Here is a 16016-nt window from a genome sequence, read left to right as displayed (position 1 = left end):
GCCGTCACTGCGCGGTCCGTGCGGTTCCGGCGTGGCCCTCCGGGCGGGCCCCGCCGCGGATCTCCTGCTTGGCCTCGTCGGTGAGGTGGCAGGCGGCGATGTGCCGTTCGGTGCCGGGGACGAGGCGCAGTTCGGGCCGTTCCCCGGTGCAACGGCCCTGGGGCACCCAGCCCTTGCAGGCGCAGCGCGGGTGGAAGGAGCAGCCGGCCGGCAGGTTGATCAGGCTCGGCGGGGTGCCGGGGATCGGGTCGAGCCGTTCGCCGACATCGCCCGTGAGGTGCGGCATCGACCGCAACAGACCCCAGGTGTAAGGGTGCTGGGGCTGCCCCAGGACGTCACGGGTGGTGCCGTACTCGATCCTGCGGCCGCCGTACATCACCAGGATGTCGTCGGCGATGTCGGAGACCACGCCGAGGTCGTGCGTGATGATGACGACGGCGGAGCCGAACTCCTCCTGCAGGTCGCGGATCAGGTCCAGGATCTGCGCCTGGACGGTGACGTCCAGGGCGGTGGTGGGTTCGTCGGCGATGAGCAGGGCGGGGTCGCAGACCAGGGACATGGCGATCACGGTGCGCTGGCGCATGCCGCCGGAGAACTGGTGCGGGTAGTCCCCGGCCCGGCGTTCGGGCTGCGGGATGCCGACCCGCTTCAGCATCTCCACCGCGCGGTCCTGCGCCTCCTTCCTGGAGACCTTGTGGTGCACGCGGTAGGCCTCGGCGATCTGGGCGCCGACGGTGAAGAAGGGGTGGAGCGCGGACAGCGGGTCCTGGAAGATCATGGAGACCGTGCGGCCGCGCAGGGCGCGCATCTCGGCCTCGGGCAGGGCGACGAGTTCCCTGCCCTCCAGCCAGATCTCGCCGGAGACCCGGGCGCAGGTGCCCTTGTGCAGTCCGAGCAGGGCCAGCGAGGTCACCGACTTTCCGGAGCCGGACTCGCCGACGATGCCGAGGGTCCTGCCCTTCTCCAGGGTGAAGGAGACGCCGTCTACGGACCTGACGAGGCCGTCCTCGGTCGGGAAGTGCACCCTCAGGTCGCGTACGTCGAGGAAGGGTGCGGGCGCGGGCGTGACGTCCGCGGGTTGCGGTGAGGTCTGAACGGACACGGGTGTTCCTAGGGACGGGGACGGGGACGGGCTCAGGCGAGGCGCACGCGCGGGTCGACGAGGCCGTACACCAGGTCGACGACGACGTTGGCGAGGACGACGAACGTCGCGGCGAAGAGCGTGGTGCCGAGGATGACGGGCAGGTCGGAGTTCAGAACGGAGTCGACCGCGAGCTTGCCGATGCCGTTGATGCCGAAGACGGACTCGGTGATGACCGCGGAGCCTCCGATCAGGGAGCCGACGTCCATGCCGAAGATGGTGATGACCGGGGTGACGGCGGCCCGCAGGCCGTGTTTGAGGACGACCTTGCCGGCGGGCAGGCCCTTGGCGCGGGCGGTGCGCATGTAGTCCTCGGCGAAGACCTCCAGCATGGAGGAGCGGGTGAGGCGGGTGTACATCGCCAGGTAGACGATGACCAGGGTGACCCACGGCAGGATGAGCCCCTTGAACCAGCCGGCCGGGTCCTCGGTGATCGGCGTGTAGCCGGAGGTCGGCAGGATCCGGAACCTGTCGACGAAGAGGTACAGCAGGAGCAGGCCGATGAAGTAGATCTGCACCGACACGCCGAACAGGGCGAGTCCGACCGCCGCCTTGTCGGCGGCCCTGCCCCTGCGCACCGCGGCGACGGTGCCGAGGCCGACGCCCAGGACCAGGAAGGCAACCGCGGCGCCGAGGCCGAGGGAGAGGTCCGCCGGGAAGTCCGACAGCAGGGTGGTCAGGACGGGTGTGTCGGTCTGGAAGGAGACGCCGAGGCAGGGCGCGCCACAGTGGATGCGCACGCTCTGGTCGCCGAAGTCACGGCCTGCGAGCAGCCCCTTGAAGAACTCCCAGTACTGCGTCAGGTAGCTCTGGTCCAGGCCCAGCGAGTGCTTGATCTCCGCGAGGCGGGAGGGCGAGCAGGTCTTTCCGCAGGCCAGGAGTGCGGGGTCGGACGGCAGCGCGAAGAAGATGAAGAAGGTGATCGTGGTGATCACCAGCATGATGACGACCGCTGCCAGGAGGCGTCTGATGAGGTAACGAAACATGGTGTGCCGGGACCTGACGTGAGTGGGCTGCCCGCCGGCGGCCGGAGCCGCCGGCGGGGTGCGGTGGAGACGGTTCCGTCAGTGCTTGATGTAGACGTGGACCAGGCTGGGCTCGGCCAGGATCGTGTCGGGGATGACCCCGCCGACCTTGGAGCCGGACATGTCGCTGAAGTTCATGTACATCAGCGGGACCACGGCGGCGTCCTTGAGGATCTGCTGGTCGGTCTGCCCGTAGGTGGCGTTGCGCTGCTCGACGTCCGTCATCCTGGCGGCCTTGTCGATCAGCGCGTTGACCTTCGGGTCGTTCAGGTAGGACAGGTCCTGGTTGGACTGCGGGTTCTTCCTGATCAGCCGGCCGTCGAAGAGGGTGGGCAGCACCGTGGAGGCGTTCGGCCAGTCGGCGATCCAGTCGCCCCAGGTCAGGTCGTACTGGTTCTTCGTGTTGTTGACGGTGCTGAAGTAGTTCGACGCGTCGATCGGGGAGATGTTGACGTGGATGCCGATGTGCTCCAGCGCGGTCTTCAAGGCGTCGGCGAAGTGCTCCTCGGTGGGGGTGTTCTCCACGGCGATCGACAGGGTGGGTTTCGGGTTGCCCGCCTGCCTCATCATTTCCTTGGCCTTGGCGAGGTTGCCCGCCGGGTTGGCGCTGTACGGGTTGAACTTCCTGTAGCCGCCGATGCCGGGGCTGAGCATGGTGGTGGCGTAGTCGCCGTACGCGGAGCCGCCGAAGGCGCCGCGGACCGTGGTCTTGTCGATGGCGTACTCGATCGCCTGGCGGACCTTGAGGTCATTGACTCGGGTGGTGTTGATGGCCAGGTAGTTGATACCGGGCGCGGGAATCTTGTAGTAACGGCTCTTCAAAGAAGGGTCGTTGGCGAGCTGGGAGAGGTCGGAGCCCGCGATCGGCCACTGCTGGATCGAGGTCTGGGCGGTTCCCGCGTCGGCCTTGATCTGCTGGTCGATGGCCGACTCGTCCTGGCCGAACCTGACGTCCATCTCGTCGACGTTCTGCTGCCGGATCGGGTCGGTCGCCTGGGACCAGTGCGTGTTCCGGGTGAGGACGAGTTCCTTGTTCTTGGTGTAGGACTTGATCATGTACGGACCGTCGGACCAGACCTTGGTGTCGTAGGTCGAGCCGGTGTCATGGGCCTTGGGCACGGCCGCCCAGCCGGTCATCGAGGTGGTCTCGTTGAAGTCGGCCACCGGCTGGTTCAGATGGAAGACGATCGTGTACTTGTCCGGTGTCTGGATGGAGTCGAGTTCCCTGCCCTGGTACGGGCCCTTGTAGTCGGCGCCGCCGACGAGCCACTGGGCCGCGTAGGGCGGGCCGCCGTTGATGTCGGAGGAGAAGAACCGCTCGACGCCGTACTTGACGTCGGGTGCGGTGACCTCGGTGCCGTCCTGGTACTTGATGCCGTGCCGCAGGTGGAAGGTCCAGACCGTGGCGCCCCTGGACGGCGTTCCGGTGTCGGTGGCCAGGTCGCCGACGAGTTTCGGCTTCGAACCCGTCTCGTCCCAGCCCGTCAGGTCCCGGACGATCTCCTGGTCCATGCTCGAGCCCTCGGTCGTGTAGACGCGCTGGGGGTCGAGGTGGTCGTAGTCCGCCTTGTTCAGGACGGTCAGCGTGCCGCCCTTGCCGGGCGTGCCGCTGTCACTGCCGCCGCTGTCGCTGGAGGACCCTCCGCATGCGGTGGCCCCCAGGGCGATCATCAAGGCGGAGGCCGTGAGAGCGACCGTGCGCGATCTGCGCGTGCTGCGCGTCATTGAGGAAACTCCGTTCTCGCTACGGGCTCGGCGGCCGTTCGTGGGACCGCCGGGCCGATACTCGGGAGGTGGCTGCGTCAGCCGCGTCGGGCGCGGGGGTCCAGGACGTCCCGGACGCCGTCCCCGAGGAGGTTGAGCGCCAGGACCAGCAGGAAGAGCAGGACACCGGGCACGAAGAGGTACGTCGGGTCCTGGAGGAAGAACTGGGAGGCGTCCGACAGCAGGGCGCCCCAGTCGGGGTGGGGCGGGATGACGCCGACGCCCAGGTACGACAGCGCCGCCTCGGTGGTGATGTTCTGCGGGACGGCGAGCGCGAAGGAGATCAGGATCGGCGCCCACAGGTTGGGCAGCAGCTGCCGGAAGAGGATGTGCCGCCGCCCGGCGCTCATCAGCCGCGCGGCGTCGACGAACTCCCGCTCGCGCAGGGACAGTACCTGTCCGCGGACCAGGCGGGCGGTGTAAGCCCAGGCGAAGGCCGCGATGTTGAGGACCAGGACGAGCAGCCGGAGGTTCTCGTCGGTGCCGCCGTGGCTGTCGGTCTGCAGCGCGTTCTGGATGACGGGGGTGAGCGCGATGATGAACAGCAGCTGCGGGAACGCCAGCATCACGTCCATGACCCGGGACAGCAGGGAGTCGGCCCAGCCGCCGAAGTAACCGGCCGCGAGCCCGGCCACGACACCCACCGCGGTGGACAGCAGGGCCGAGGCGAACCCCACGTAGAGGGAGGTGCGCAGACCGTAGACGATGCGGGCGAACAGGTCGTAGCCGGTGCCCGGTTCGACGCCGAGCAGGTGCTGGGCACTGACACCGCCGAGCGAACCGTAGGGGAAGTTGCCCGTGTCCGGGTTGATCGCCCTGTTGTCGGGGGTGATCGGTCCCCAGCCGGTCAGGGTGGTGAGGACCGGTGCGAGCAGCGCGATCGCGATGAACAGGAGGGTGGCCGCCAGGGCGGCCATGGTGACCTTGTCCCGCCTGATCCGCTTCCATGCCATGCGGGCAGGTGAGCGGCCGGCGACGACCGTGCCGCCGCGTCTGGGGTCCTGCGTCGGCGGCCCGGCCGGCAGCGCGGTGCCGCCGCCGGTGTCGGCCGGCTGGTGTTGCGTGGTCATCGTACGGACATCCCGGATCTGCCCCTGGGGCAAGGAAATTGAAGTGGCGGTCGTGATTTCCGCCGTGAGACTCTGCGGACTTTCGCAATGCCGTGCGAGTCCGGTCAAGCCGCGCAGGGGTGAGAAAAGGGATTGTTTGCGGTCATGGGAAAGTGTTGACGAAATCGGGGAATGCGATGACCCGCCGCGTGAAGGAGTGCGGGAGATTCCTTGGGCACTGCTTGGCCGTGGCGCCGCCGTCGTTTTCTTTTGCTTTTCCCCCGGAATCCCCCGTGCAGGGTAAAGAGCCCGGCTGAAACAGGCGTCAGCCGACGGGTGTCCCGGCTTCCAGGTAGTACGCCGCTCCGCGTTCCCGCGCCCGAAGTGCCCAGCGGAGCCGCTCGTAGCGCACCGGTGGCAGCAGGTCCGCGGCCTCCTCCTCGGTGACGAACCGGCAGTCGCGCAGCTCCGGGCCGGGCAGCAGCAGCCGTCCCGCCTCCGCCGAGTCGAGGGGTCCGCCGTCGAAGAGGAGCCGCAGGCCGCCGAAGCCGGGGGGTGCGGGACGCTCCCAGTCGACGACGAGCAGGCTCGGCACCTCGTCGAGGTGGAGGCCGGTCTCCTCGGCGACCTCGCGCACACCGGCCCGCGCGGGCGCCTCTCCGGGCTCGACGACGCCGCCGGGGAACTCCCAGCCGGCCTTGTAGGTGGGGTCGACGAGCAGTACCCGGCCCTGCTCGTCGAAGAGCAGTACACCGGCGGCGACCGTCTCGGCGGTGGGCTCGGGCGTCTGGACGATGTCGCAGACGGGCACGGAGCCGCTGTGCACGGCCTCGGCGATCCGGACGGCGGTGTCGTACGGCGTGAGGCCGCTGGTGTCGACCGGGTGGGCGTCGGCGGTGAGCCAGGAAGCGAGCGCGGCCCGGTACGGCTCGATGTGGTCGAAGGACCACTGGCGTATTCGCATCTCGCCGTCGGGGAGGTCCGGCGGAACCTCGCGCTGCGCTATGCGCTCCCGCAGTATCGTTTCGGCCGGGGCGAGCAGGATGTGGCTGACCGGAATCCTGCGTGCGGCGAGGCCGCCGAAGATCTCGTCCCGGTACTCCTGGCGCAGCAGGGTCATCGGGACGACGAGCGTCCCCCCGAGCTCGGCGAGTATCGCGGCCGCCGTGTCGATCACGAGCCGTCGCCAGATCGGCAGGTCCTGGAAGTCGCCGACCTCGGCGAGGTGCTTCGGCGGCAGCAGGTACCGGAGCGCTCCGCCGATGACCTCGGGGTCGAAAAGCGTGCTGTTCGGGATCAGTTCGATCAGTTCCTGTGCGGTGGTGGTCTTCCCCGCACCGAACGCGCCGTTGATCCAGACGACGGTCACAGGTCCCCCTCTTCTGTTGGCCCCCTGAGGCTTGCCCGCTCCACCCTGCCACGGAAACCAGCCGCAGTTGAGGGCGCATGACGACGGCGCCGACGCCCCCTTGTGCGGGAGCGCCGGCGCCGTGGGCCGGGAGCGGCTCGTCAGCCCCTGTCCTTCTTCTGGGCACCGTCCTCACGGTCCAGGGACAGGCTGTCCTTGGCGACCGTCTCGTCGAGGGACTTGAGGGTCTCGTCCACGCTGAGGGTGCCGAGGCTCTCCCCGAGGGCGTGCGACGGGGTGACCGCCGCGACGACGAAGCCGGTGGCGAGGGAGGCGATGGCGAGCATGCTGCGCTTCTTCATGCCCGGCACAACGGCCGGACCCGCTCCGGGGTCACGCAGTGGCATGCCCCCGGGCGGGAAACGGCACGCGGCGGCATGGGGGACGAACGGCCTCACGCGGAGTCGCCGTCCCGGCCGCTGCCCCAGGTGCCGGGGCCGCCGCCGCGCCACTCGATCAGCCCGGAGGCCGCCACGTACGCCTCGTCGGCGTCCTCGATCCCGGCCCGCCGCAGGAACTCGGCGATGTCCAGCGGCCCGTAGGCGATCCCGAGGAACTGGTCGTCCACGCGGACCCGCCGGCCGCCGTCCGCAGCGGGCGGGTAGACCACGACGGGTTTCGCGGACGCCATGGCACCAGCGTGCGCGAGACCGGCGCCGGGCGCTCGCCGGGGTGGGCCGTTCAGCTGGCCTGCTGCGTCCGGCGGAGCTCGTGGACGTCGGCGGTGAGCGTGCCGTCGTGCTGTTCGTAGTGGGACAGCGCGAGTCCGAGCCCGAAGAACGTGGGCGCCCACTCGCCGACGAAAATGCCCCAGCGGTCGGCGCGGGCGACGTTCGTGCCGGGTTCCATCTTCAGGGAGCCCGCCCAGGCGACGACACTGAGGCCGATGGAGGCCATGGCGGCGATGTAGGCGTGCTCGCTGCGGACGCCCATCTCGTGCATCTTCTTGATGATCATCAGTGGCTCCGTTCTGTGGGGGATCAGGAGACGGAGTGCCCCCGAGGACGCACAGATATTCACCTTTTCGCACTTTATGTACGAAAACGGGGGCCGTGGGGGGAGCCTCGACGTGCTCGCCTCACGGCCCCGAGCGGAAGCGCCGTCAGGTGCCCACGTACGCCGCCAGGTGCTCCCCGGTCAGCGTGGAGCGGGCCTCGACGAGGTCGGCCGGAGTGCCCTCGAAGACGATCCGGCCGCCGTCGTGTCCGGCACCGGGGCCGAGGTCGATGATCCAGTCGGCGTGCGCCATGACCGCCTGATGGTGCTCGATGACGATGACCGACTTGCCCGAGTCCACGAGCCGGTCGAGGAGGCCGAGCAGCTGCTCGACGTCAGCGAGGTGGAGGCCGGTGGTCGGCTCGTCGAGGACGTACACGCCGCCCTTCTCGCCCATGTGCGTGGCCAGCTTCAGCCGCTGCCGCTCGCCGCCGGACAGGGTGGTGAGCGGCTGGCCGAGGGTGAGGTAGCCGAGCCCTACGTCCGCGAGCCGCTCCAGGATCTTGTGCGCGGCGGGCGTGCGGGCCTCTCCGCTGCCGAAGAACTCCTCGGCCTCGGCCACGGGCATCGCCAGCACCTCGCTGATGTCGCGGCCGCCGAGGCGGTACTCCAGCACCGACGCCTCGAACCGCCTACCCTCGCACTCCTCGCACGGGGTGGCGACGCTCTGCATGATCGCCAGGTCGGTGTAGATGACACCGGCACCGTTGCAGGTGGGGCAGGCACCCTCGGAGTTGGCGCTGAACAGCGCCGGCTTCACCCCGTTGGCCTTGGCGAAGGCCTTGCGGACCGGGTCGGCCAGCCCGGTGTACGTCGCCGGGTTGCTGCGCCGGGAGCCGCGGATCGGGGTCTGTTCGATCGCCACCACGCCCTCGGCCCCTGCTTGCCGGGGCATCGCGCCGTGCACGAGCGAGCTCTTGCCCGAGCCGGCGACACCGGTGACCACGGTGAGGACGCCGAGCGGGATGTCGACGTCGACGCCCTGCAGGTTGTTGGCCGCGGCACCCCGGATCTCCAGCGCGCCGGTGGGCCTGCGGACCGTCGCCTTGATCTTGGCCCGGTCGTCGAGGTGCCGGCCGGTGACGGTTTCGCTGCCGCGCAGCCCCTCCAGGGTGCCCTCGAAGCAGACGGTGCCGCCCGCCGTGCCGGCGCCGGGGCCGAGGTCCACGACGTGGTCGGCGATGGCGATCGTCTCCGGCTTGTGCTCCACGACCAGCACGGTGTTGCCCTTGTCGCGCAGGCGCAGGAGGAGGTTGTTCATCCGCTGGATGTCATGGGGGTGCAGGCCGATGGAGGGCTCGTCGAACACGTAGGTGACGTCGGTGAGCGAGGACCCGAGGTGGCGGATCATCTTGGTGCGCTGTGCCTCGCCGCCGGAGAGCGTGCCCGAAGAGCGGTCGAGCGAGAGGTAGCCGAGGCCGATCTCCACGAACGAGTCGAGGGTGTGCTGGAGCTTGGCGAGCAGGGGCGCCACCGACGGCTCCTCGAGCCCGCGCACCCACTCCGCCAGGTCGCGGATCTCCATCGCGCAAGCGTCGGCGATGCTGACCTTGCCGATCTTCGAGGAGCGGGCGAGCTCAGTGAGCCGGGTGCCGTCGCAGTCCGGGCACCGGGTGAAGGTGACCGCCCGGTCCACGAAGGCCCGGATGTGCGGCTGCATCGACTCGCGGTCCTTGGACAGGAACGACTTCTGGATCTTCGGGATCAGCCCCTCGTAGGTGAGGTTGATGCCGTTGATCTTCACCTTGGTCGGCTCGCGGTAGAGGAAGTCGTGCCGCTCCTTCTTGGTGTACTCGCGGATCGGCTTGTCCTTGTCGAAGAAGCCCGACTCGGCGATGACCCGCACCACCCAGCCGCCCCCGGTGTAGGTGGGGATGGTGAACGGGTCCTCGGAGAGCGACTTGGAGTCGTCGTAGAGCTGGGTGAGGTCGATATCGGAGACCGTCCCACGGCCCTCGCAGTGCGTGCACATGCCGCCGGTGCGGCTGAAGGTCACCTTCTCCGTCCTGGTCTTGCCGGCGCCGCGGTCGACCGTCATGCCACCACTCGCCGAGACCGACGCGGTGTTGAAGGAGAACGCGCCGGGCGGGCCGATGTGCGGCGTGCCCAGCCGGCTGAAGAGAATCCGCAGCATCGCGTTGGCGTCGGTGGCGGTGCCGACCGTGGAGCGGGGGTCGGAACCCATGCGCTGCTGGTCGACGGCGATCGCGGTCGTCAGCCCGTCCAGCACGTCGACCTCGGGCCGGGCCAGGTTCGGCATGAAGCCCTGCAGGAAGGCGCTGTAGGTCTCGTTGATCAGCCGCTGCGACTCCGCCGCGATCGTGTCGAACACCAGCGAGCTCTTGCCCGAGCCGGAGACACCTGTGAACACCGTGAGCCGGCGCTTCGGGATCTCGATGCTGACGTCCCTGAGGTTGTTCTCGCGCGCGCCGTGCACGCGGATCACGTCATGGCTGTCGGCAACGTGCGGCCCGGGCGACTGTCTGTCCGTCGTCGTGGCCTTGCTCATGGTGCCTCCATCTGTCGGGCGGGGCTGCCGCGCTCGGACGATCTCGTTCCCCCGCGCCGGTCGCCGAGGGACGGCGCGGGGAATGCGGTGCGGGGGAGGGGAATGCGGTGCGGGGGACTACTGCGCCTTCAGCTGCTGGATGCGGACCATGTTGCCCGCGGGGTCGCGGAAGGCGCAGTCGCGAACGCCGTAGGGCTGGTCCACCGGCTCCTGGACCACCTCGGCGTCGCCCGCCTGCACCCGCTCGAAGGTGCCGTCGACGTCGGTGGTGGCCAGGACGATGCTGGCGTAGGTGCCCTTGGCCATCATCTCGGCGATGGTGCGGCTCTCGTCCTCGGTGATGCCGGGGTCGGCGGCCGGCGGGTGAAGCACGATGTTCGTGCCGGGCTGGCCGACGGGACCGACCGTGATCCAGCGCATGCTTTCGTATCCGACGTCGTTCCTGACTTCGAAACCGAGGGTGTCGCGGTAGAACGCCAGGGCGGCGTCCGGGTCGTCGTGCGGAAGGAAACTGGCGTGAATGTGAAGGTCCATGGCCATCACGCTAGTTTCGGCTCGGGGCGGGCGCTTCTCGATTCCTGACCGGTCTGGTGACCTGCTTCGCCACGCACGACGGAATGCCCGCCGTCGCGCGCGCCGCCTCGCGCCGGTAGGCACTGGGCGGCATGCCGACCAGCTCGGTGAAACGGGTGCTGAAGGTGCCCAGCGACGCGCAGCCGACCTCGAAGCACACCTCGGTGACACTGAGGTCGCCACGGCGCAGCAACGCCATCGCGCGCTCGATGCGCCGCGTCATGAGGTAGCTGTACGGCGACTCCCCGTACGCCTGCCGGAACTCACGGCTGAGGTGCCCGGCCGACATGTGCACACCTCGGGCGAGCGCCTCGACGTCCAGGGGCTGTGCGTACTCCCGGTCGATCCGGTCCTTGACCCGGCGCAGGCGGGCGAGGTCGCGCAGGTGCCGCGCCGGATCGGATCTGCTGCTGCTCACATGCGCGATCGTGTCACATGCGCCCGCGCATGCGGTCGGTTTCCGCGACAGAGCCCGCCGCCCCGGACCGGTCCCCGTCGGCTGCCGTAGATGTCGAACGATCCCCTCCACCATGCCGCGGGCGGCAGCACGCACAGGCGCCCGCCCGTCGTGATCCCCCTCCCCGCATCGGGGCCGGGTGCGGTCCGAGAGTTCCGCCGTCCTCGGTGCGTGAACGTTCCTGCTCGGTCTCAGACGCCTGCCGCCGCCGCGTCCGGCCGCTTCGCCAGGGCTGCCGCCGCCGCGCCCACCAGCCCGGCGTCGGTACCCATCTGGGCCGGAGACACGGCCAGGTGCTGGACGAAGGAGAGCGTCGCGTAGGCACTCAGGGCCTTGCGCAGGGGAGCGAAGAGGACCTCGCCCGCCTTGCCCACTCCCCCGCCGATGACGGCGATGTCGACCTCCACGAGGGTCGCCGTGGCGGCGATCCCGGCGGCCAGGGCCTGGGCGGCCCGCTCGAAGGAGGCCACGGCGACCGGGTCGCCGGCCCGCGCGGCGGCGGCCACCGCCGCGGCTGACGTGTCGCCGTCGGGGCCGGGCCGCCAGCCGTTCTCCAGTGCGCGCCGGGCGATGTTGGGGCCGCTCGCGATGCGCTCCACGCAGCCGTGCGAGCCGCACGGGCACAGGTCACCATCGAGGTCCACGCTGATGTGGCCGATGTGACCCGCGTTGCCGGTAGGCCCGGGGTGCAGCCGGCCGCCGAGCACCAGACCGCCGCCGACGCCCGTGGAGACGACCATGCACAGCGCGTTGTCGTGGCCGCGGGCGGCGCCCTGCCAGTGTTCGGCCGCCGTGATCGCCACTCCGTCGCCGATCAGCTCGACGGGCAGGTTCCCGGCCGCGGCCCGTACCCGGGCGACGAGTGGGTAGTGGCGCCAGCCGGAGACGTTCACCGGGCTCACCGTGCCCGCCGAGGCGTCCACGGGCCCGGCGCTGCCGATCCCGACGGCCGCGGCGCGTTCCCACAGCGGCGACGCGGTGAGCTCGCCGAGCACCTCCTCCACGGCCCGCATCACGGTCTCGCCATCCTCCCGGGCGGGCGTCGGCCGCTGGGTGCGGAGCAGGATCCGGCCGTGGCCGTCCACCAGAGCGCCGGCGATCTTGGTGCCGCCGATGTCGAGCGCGGCCACGAGGTCGGTGTGCATCAGTGTCGGATCTCCCCGTCAGCGATCAGAAAAACGCCGAGAACAGCCATCGAGCAGGGCGAACTGCGAACCGGCCGCGCGGCGTCACGTGGGCCGGAGATGGCGGTGGATAGTCTCCCCCGAGCCTGACAACGTTGTCCAGGCCCTATGCTCGAGGCCACATCCTCATACGAACCCGGGGACCGACGCACCCCGTGGACGACAGGACAGGACACCGTGCCCCAGACCCACCCGCGATCCGCAACGCGCTACGGCAACCGTCCGACCATGAAGGACGTGGCCGCCCGCGCCGGGGTCGGCCTCAAGACGGTCTCGCGGGTCGTGAACGGTGAGCCCGGGGTCACGCCGGAGACGGAGCGGCGGGTCCAGGAGGCGATCGACGCGCTCGGTTTCCGGCGCAACGACAGCGCCCGGGTGCTGCGCAAGGGACGTACGGCGAGCATCGGCCTGGTCCTGGAGGACCTCGCGGACCCGTTCTACGGGCCGCTGAGCCGGTCGGTCGAGGAGGTGGCCCGGGCCCACGGCGCACTGCTGATCAACGGCTCCAGCGCGGAGGACCCTGAGCGCGAGCAGGAACTGGTGCTGGCCCTGTGCGCGCGGCGGGTGGACGGGCTGGTGGTGATCCCGGCCGGTGACGACCACCGGTATCTGGAGCCGGAGCTCAAGGCCGGGGTCGCCACGGTGTTCGTGGACCGGCCGGCCGGACGCATCGACGCCGACGTGGTGCTGTCGGACAACTTCGGCGGCGCCCGCGACGGCGTCGCCCACCTCATCGCGCACGGGCACCGCCGGATCGGCTTCATCGGCGACATGCCCCGCATCCACACCGCCGCCGAGCGGCTGCGCGGCTACCGGGCCGCCATGGAGGACGCGGGCATACCGGTGGCGGACTCCTGGATGTCCCTCGGCGTCACCGATCCCGAGCGGGTGCGCGGGGCCGCCGAGGAGATGCTGTCCGGCCCGGACCCGGTCACCGCGGTCTTCGCGGGCAACAACCGGGTGACGGTCACCGTGATCCGCGTGCTCGCCGAGCAGACCCGCCGCGTCGCCCTGGTCGGCTTCGACGACATCGAGCTGGCCGACCTGCTCCAGCCGGGTGTCACGGTCGTCGCCCAGGACGCGGCGGACATCGGCCGCACCGCCGCGGAGCTCCTCTTCCGGCAACTGGACGGCACCCTGGTCACCCCCCAACGCATCGAGCTGCCGACCCGGCTGATCACCCGCGGCTCGGGCGAGATCCCCCCGGCGGACTGAGCGGCCCATGAACCACCCTGCGGATCGCACACTGCGCGCCCTCGGCCTCGCCGAGGCTCCGCGCGAGCGTCCTCTGCTGTACCCCGGGGCGTGGCCCACCGGTTCCGGGCTGCTCGACGGCGACCGCTTCCTGCCGCTGGAGCGGCTGGTGCACGACGACCGCACTCCGGTCCTCGCCATCGGCTCCAACGGCTGCCCGGGCCAGTTGCGGCACAAGATGCGGGAGTTCGGGATCATGTCGCCGCTCCCGATGGCGAAGGCCCGGGTGACCGGTGTCGACGCCGGGGTCTCGGCGCACGTGAGCCGCATGGGGTACGTCTCGGCCTCGCCGGTCAGCGCCCCGGACACGGTGCGCGACCTGTTCGTGCTCTGGCTGGACGCCCAGCAGCTGACGGTGATCGACGCGAGCGAGGGCGTGCCGGTGCCCGGCGGCAACTTCGACCGGGCCTGGCTGCCCGCGCCTGAGGTGCGCATCGACCTCGCGGACGGCCCCCGGCTGCCCGGTGTGTACGCGTACGTCAACCGGCACGGCGTGCTCCACGACGGCACGGGGACGCCACGTACCCACCCGGGCCAGCGCGAGCTGCTCACCGAACTGCTCCTCGGCCTGCCGCGCCTGCGGGAGCTGTTCGGCGTCGTGCCCGAGGAGTTCTGCGCACGGGCACGGGCCGACCGACGGTTGTGCGAGCGGGGCACGCGGCTGTTCGTCGAGGAGAAGCTGGTGACTGCCTCGGGGCTGGAGCGGTACGCGGCGGTGTCGGCGGGGCTCAGCAGACGGGGAGCCCCGGGACGGGCCCGTCGTTGTCGCCGCCCTTGATGTAGACGTCGCTGACCCAGACGTTCGTGTTGCCGCTGTCGTCGTCGGTCTTCGCCCACCAGACGTTGGTCCACTGGCCGTACGTCTCGCGGCGGCCCAGGTTCTGCTGGCAGTAGAAGTAGTTGGTGCCTGCGTTGAGGATGCCGGCCTTGGTGCCGGAGGCGGTGCGGGAAGCGGCGGTCTTCCAGACCTGGCAGTTGTACTTGCCGCCGCCGATGGCGTGGCAGACCGGGGCCGGGGCGGTCGAACCACCGCCCGCCGTGACGCCGGTGCCGGAACTGTCGGTGGTGCCACCGCCCGACGTCCCACCGGTCGTGTCGCCGGTGGTGCCGCCGGAGGACTTGGCGGGGGCCGAGGTGGCGGGCCGGCCGGAGGACTCGGGCTCCTTTGTGCCAGGCTCCCCGGAAGGGGCCTTGCCCTTCTCGTCGCCCTGCTGCGTGGGCCTGAGCGCGTTCGAACCGGCATCTGCGGGACCGGGTTCGGAGGCGGCGGCGTCGGCTCGGGTGCCCTGTTCCGTGCCGCCCGAGTCCCGGAGCAGGGCGACCGTGGCGCCGGCCACCGCGAGGACGATGGTGACGGCCGCGGCGACGAGGAGGACGCGGGTCTTCTTGCGCCCGGGGGCGGGGCGGGGGTTCATCGGGCCGGTGGGGTCGGAGGGCCCGGCGGCGTTGCCACCCGGGCCGGCCGGGCCGAAGCCCTGGGTGCCCGTCCCGCCCTGGCCCGCCGCTCCTGGCGCACCGGCAGCCCCGGGAACCGCCGCCGAGGCGAACCCGGGCGTGCCCTGGCCCTCATGGGGCCCGGCGGCACCCGGCTGCGACTGCTGCGGTGGTCCGAACCCCGGCGGTACCGAGGGAACGCTGCGCTCGGTCTCGGGGCGCGGAGGCGATGCCGCGGGACGCCGTAGTGCTGACGTCGGCGTGTCCCTTCCGCCCGAGTCCGCGACCGACTGCAGGAGTTCACGGGCCCGGTCGGCCTCCGGGCGGGACTCGGGGCGCTTGTCCAGCAGTTGATGGAGGACGGGGCCGAGCGGACCGGCGCGGTGGGTCTCCGGGAGCGGCTCGGTGACGATCGCGGTGAGTGTGGAGAACGTGGAGGTCCGGCGGAAGGGCGAGGCACCCTCGACGGCCGCGTACAGGGTGGCGCCCAGGGCCCAGATGTCGGAGGCCGGTCCCGGGTGGGCGCCTTGGGCGCGCTCGGGGGCCAAGTAGTCGAGGGAGCCGACGAGTTCGCCGCTGCGGGTGAGGCGCGTGGCCGAACCGTCGCCCGGGTCGTCCATGGTGGCGATGCCGAAGTCGGTGAGGACGACCCGGCCCGAGCGGTCGAGCAGGATGTTGCCGGGCTTCACGTCGCGGTGCAGCACGCCCACCCGGTGGGCGGCGGCCAGCGCGTCCATGACCTTGGCGCCGATCCCGGCGGCCTCGCGCGGCTCCAGCGGGCCGCGGTCGCGCAGGACGTCGTCCAGGGACGGTCCGTCGACCAGTTCCATGACGATGAGCGGGCGGTCGTCGACCTGGGCGATGTCGTGCACGGCGATGACGCCGGGGTGGCGGACCCGGGCCGCCGCACGCGCCTCGCGCCGCATGCGCACGTGCAGGTCCGCCAGTTCGGGACCGGCCGCGTCGGTGTAGGTGCGCAGTTCCTTGACGGCGACCTCGCGGCCGAGGACCTCGTCGACGGCCTTCCAGACGACTCCCATGCCGCCCCGGCCCAGCTGGGCCGCGACACGGTAACGCCCCGCCAGCAGCCGGCCGGCCCCGTCCGCCTGCCCGTACTCCCCCGTTGACACCGCTGCCCCGTTCCTGTGACCCACCGGATGCGCTGACACGCCTGTACGTGGCGTACAGACTACGGGGCGGCGGTGCCGGCGACAGCCGGTGA

Annotated in this window: 14 protein-coding genes and 1 pseudogene; 2 read left to right on the top strand and 13 right to left on the bottom strand. The window is 70.9% G+C overall.

The annotated features are described in order from the left end of the window. Positions 1-4: 4 nt before the first annotated feature. The 12 genes from ACZ5TL_RS15280 to ACZ5TL_RS15225 form a co-directional block, all read right to left on the bottom strand. Positions 5-1102 (bottom strand): ABC transporter ATP-binding protein, encoded by a 1098-nt coding sequence (locus ACZ5TL_RS15280; protein ID WP_468590121.1) that lies wholly within the window; start codon positions 1100-1102, stop codon positions 5-7. A gap of 32 nt (positions 1103-1134) precedes the next feature. Next, positions 1135-2127 carry an ABC transporter permease gene (locus ACZ5TL_RS15275; protein WP_468590120.1) on the bottom strand — a complete coding sequence of 331 codons (993 nt, stop codon included), beginning with the start codon at positions 2125-2127 and terminating at the stop codon, positions 1135-1137. 78 nt (positions 2128-2205) lie between these two features. Continuing rightward, on the bottom strand, positions 2206-3891 hold the full coding sequence (locus ACZ5TL_RS15270) for an ABC transporter substrate-binding protein (RefSeq protein WP_468590118.1): 1686 nt from the start codon (positions 3889-3891) through the stop codon (positions 2206-2208). Positions 3892-3968: 77 nt separating this feature from the next. After that, positions 3969-5000, bottom strand: a complete 1032-nt coding sequence (locus tag ACZ5TL_RS15265) for an ABC transporter permease (RefSeq protein WP_468590117.1) — start codon at positions 4998-5000, stop codon at positions 3969-3971. 304 nt (positions 5001-5304) lie between these two features. After that, positions 5305-6348 carry an NUDIX hydrolase gene (locus ACZ5TL_RS15260; RefSeq protein WP_468590116.1) on the bottom strand — a complete coding sequence of 348 codons (1044 nt, stop codon included), beginning with the start codon at positions 6346-6348 and terminating at the stop codon, positions 5305-5307. A 140-nt stretch (positions 6349-6488) separates the two neighbouring features. After that, the gene (locus ACZ5TL_RS15255; RefSeq protein ID WP_468590114.1) at positions 6489-6689 is read right to left on the bottom strand and encodes a hypothetical protein; all 201 of its coding nucleotides are present in this window, start codon (positions 6687-6689) and stop codon (positions 6489-6491) included. A gap of 92 nt (positions 6690-6781) precedes the next feature. Beyond that, positions 6782-7018, bottom strand: a complete 237-nt coding sequence (locus tag ACZ5TL_RS15250; RefSeq protein WP_468590113.1) for a hypothetical protein — start codon at positions 7016-7018, stop codon at positions 6782-6784. 50 nt (positions 7019-7068) lie between these two features. Further along, a complete protein-coding gene (locus ACZ5TL_RS15245; protein ID WP_468590112.1) occupies positions 7069-7344 on the bottom strand; it encodes a hypothetical protein in 276 nt (91 codons plus the stop codon). A gap of 145 nt (positions 7345-7489) precedes the next feature. Further along, positions 7490-9892, bottom strand: a complete 2403-nt coding sequence (locus tag ACZ5TL_RS15240) for an ATP-binding cassette domain-containing protein (protein ID WP_468590111.1) — start codon at positions 9890-9892, stop codon at positions 7490-7492. Positions 9893-10009: 117 nt separating this feature from the next. Continuing rightward, on the bottom strand, positions 10010-10426 hold the full coding sequence (locus ACZ5TL_RS15235) for a VOC family protein (RefSeq protein WP_468590110.1): 417 nt from the start codon (positions 10424-10426) through the stop codon (positions 10010-10012). Positions 10427-10436: 10 nt separating this feature from the next. Further along, positions 10437-10883, bottom strand: a complete 447-nt coding sequence (locus ACZ5TL_RS15230) for a helix-turn-helix transcriptional regulator (RefSeq protein WP_468590109.1) — start codon at positions 10881-10883, stop codon at positions 10437-10439. A gap of 230 nt (positions 10884-11113) precedes the next feature. Beyond that, a complete protein-coding gene (locus ACZ5TL_RS15225; RefSeq protein WP_468590108.1) occupies positions 11114-12067 on the bottom strand; it encodes an ROK family protein in 954 nt (317 codons plus the stop codon). Between the two features lie 267 nt (positions 12068-12334). Between ACZ5TL_RS15225 and ACZ5TL_RS15220 the strand changes: the two genes are divergently transcribed. Both ACZ5TL_RS15220 and ACZ5TL_RS15215 read left to right on the top strand, forming a co-directional pair. Next, positions 12335-13321, top strand: coding sequence for a LacI family DNA-binding transcriptional regulator (locus ACZ5TL_RS15220; RefSeq protein ID WP_468590106.1), 987 nt, complete (start codon positions 12335-12337; stop codon positions 13319-13321). Positions 13322-13328: 7 nt separating this feature from the next. Beyond that, positions 13329-14143: pseudogene (locus ACZ5TL_RS15215) on the top strand (hypothetical protein). On the opposite strand, the gene ACZ5TL_RS15210 reads toward ACZ5TL_RS15215, so the two are convergent. Continuing rightward, complete coding sequence (locus ACZ5TL_RS15210; RefSeq protein ID WP_468590104.1) at positions 14089-15924, bottom strand: serine/threonine-protein kinase; 1836 nt, start codon at positions 15922-15924, stop codon at positions 14089-14091. The pseudogene ACZ5TL_RS15215 and the gene ACZ5TL_RS15210 sit on opposite strands and share 55 nt — an antisense overlap. Between the last annotated feature and the right edge of the window lie 92 nt (positions 15925-16016).

The sequence above is a fragment of the Streptomyces sp. NPDC033136 genome, assembly GCF_055578235.1.
The sequence above is the reverse complement of the archived record's forward strand: the minus strand, read 5'-3'. Positions and strand labels throughout refer to the sequence as shown.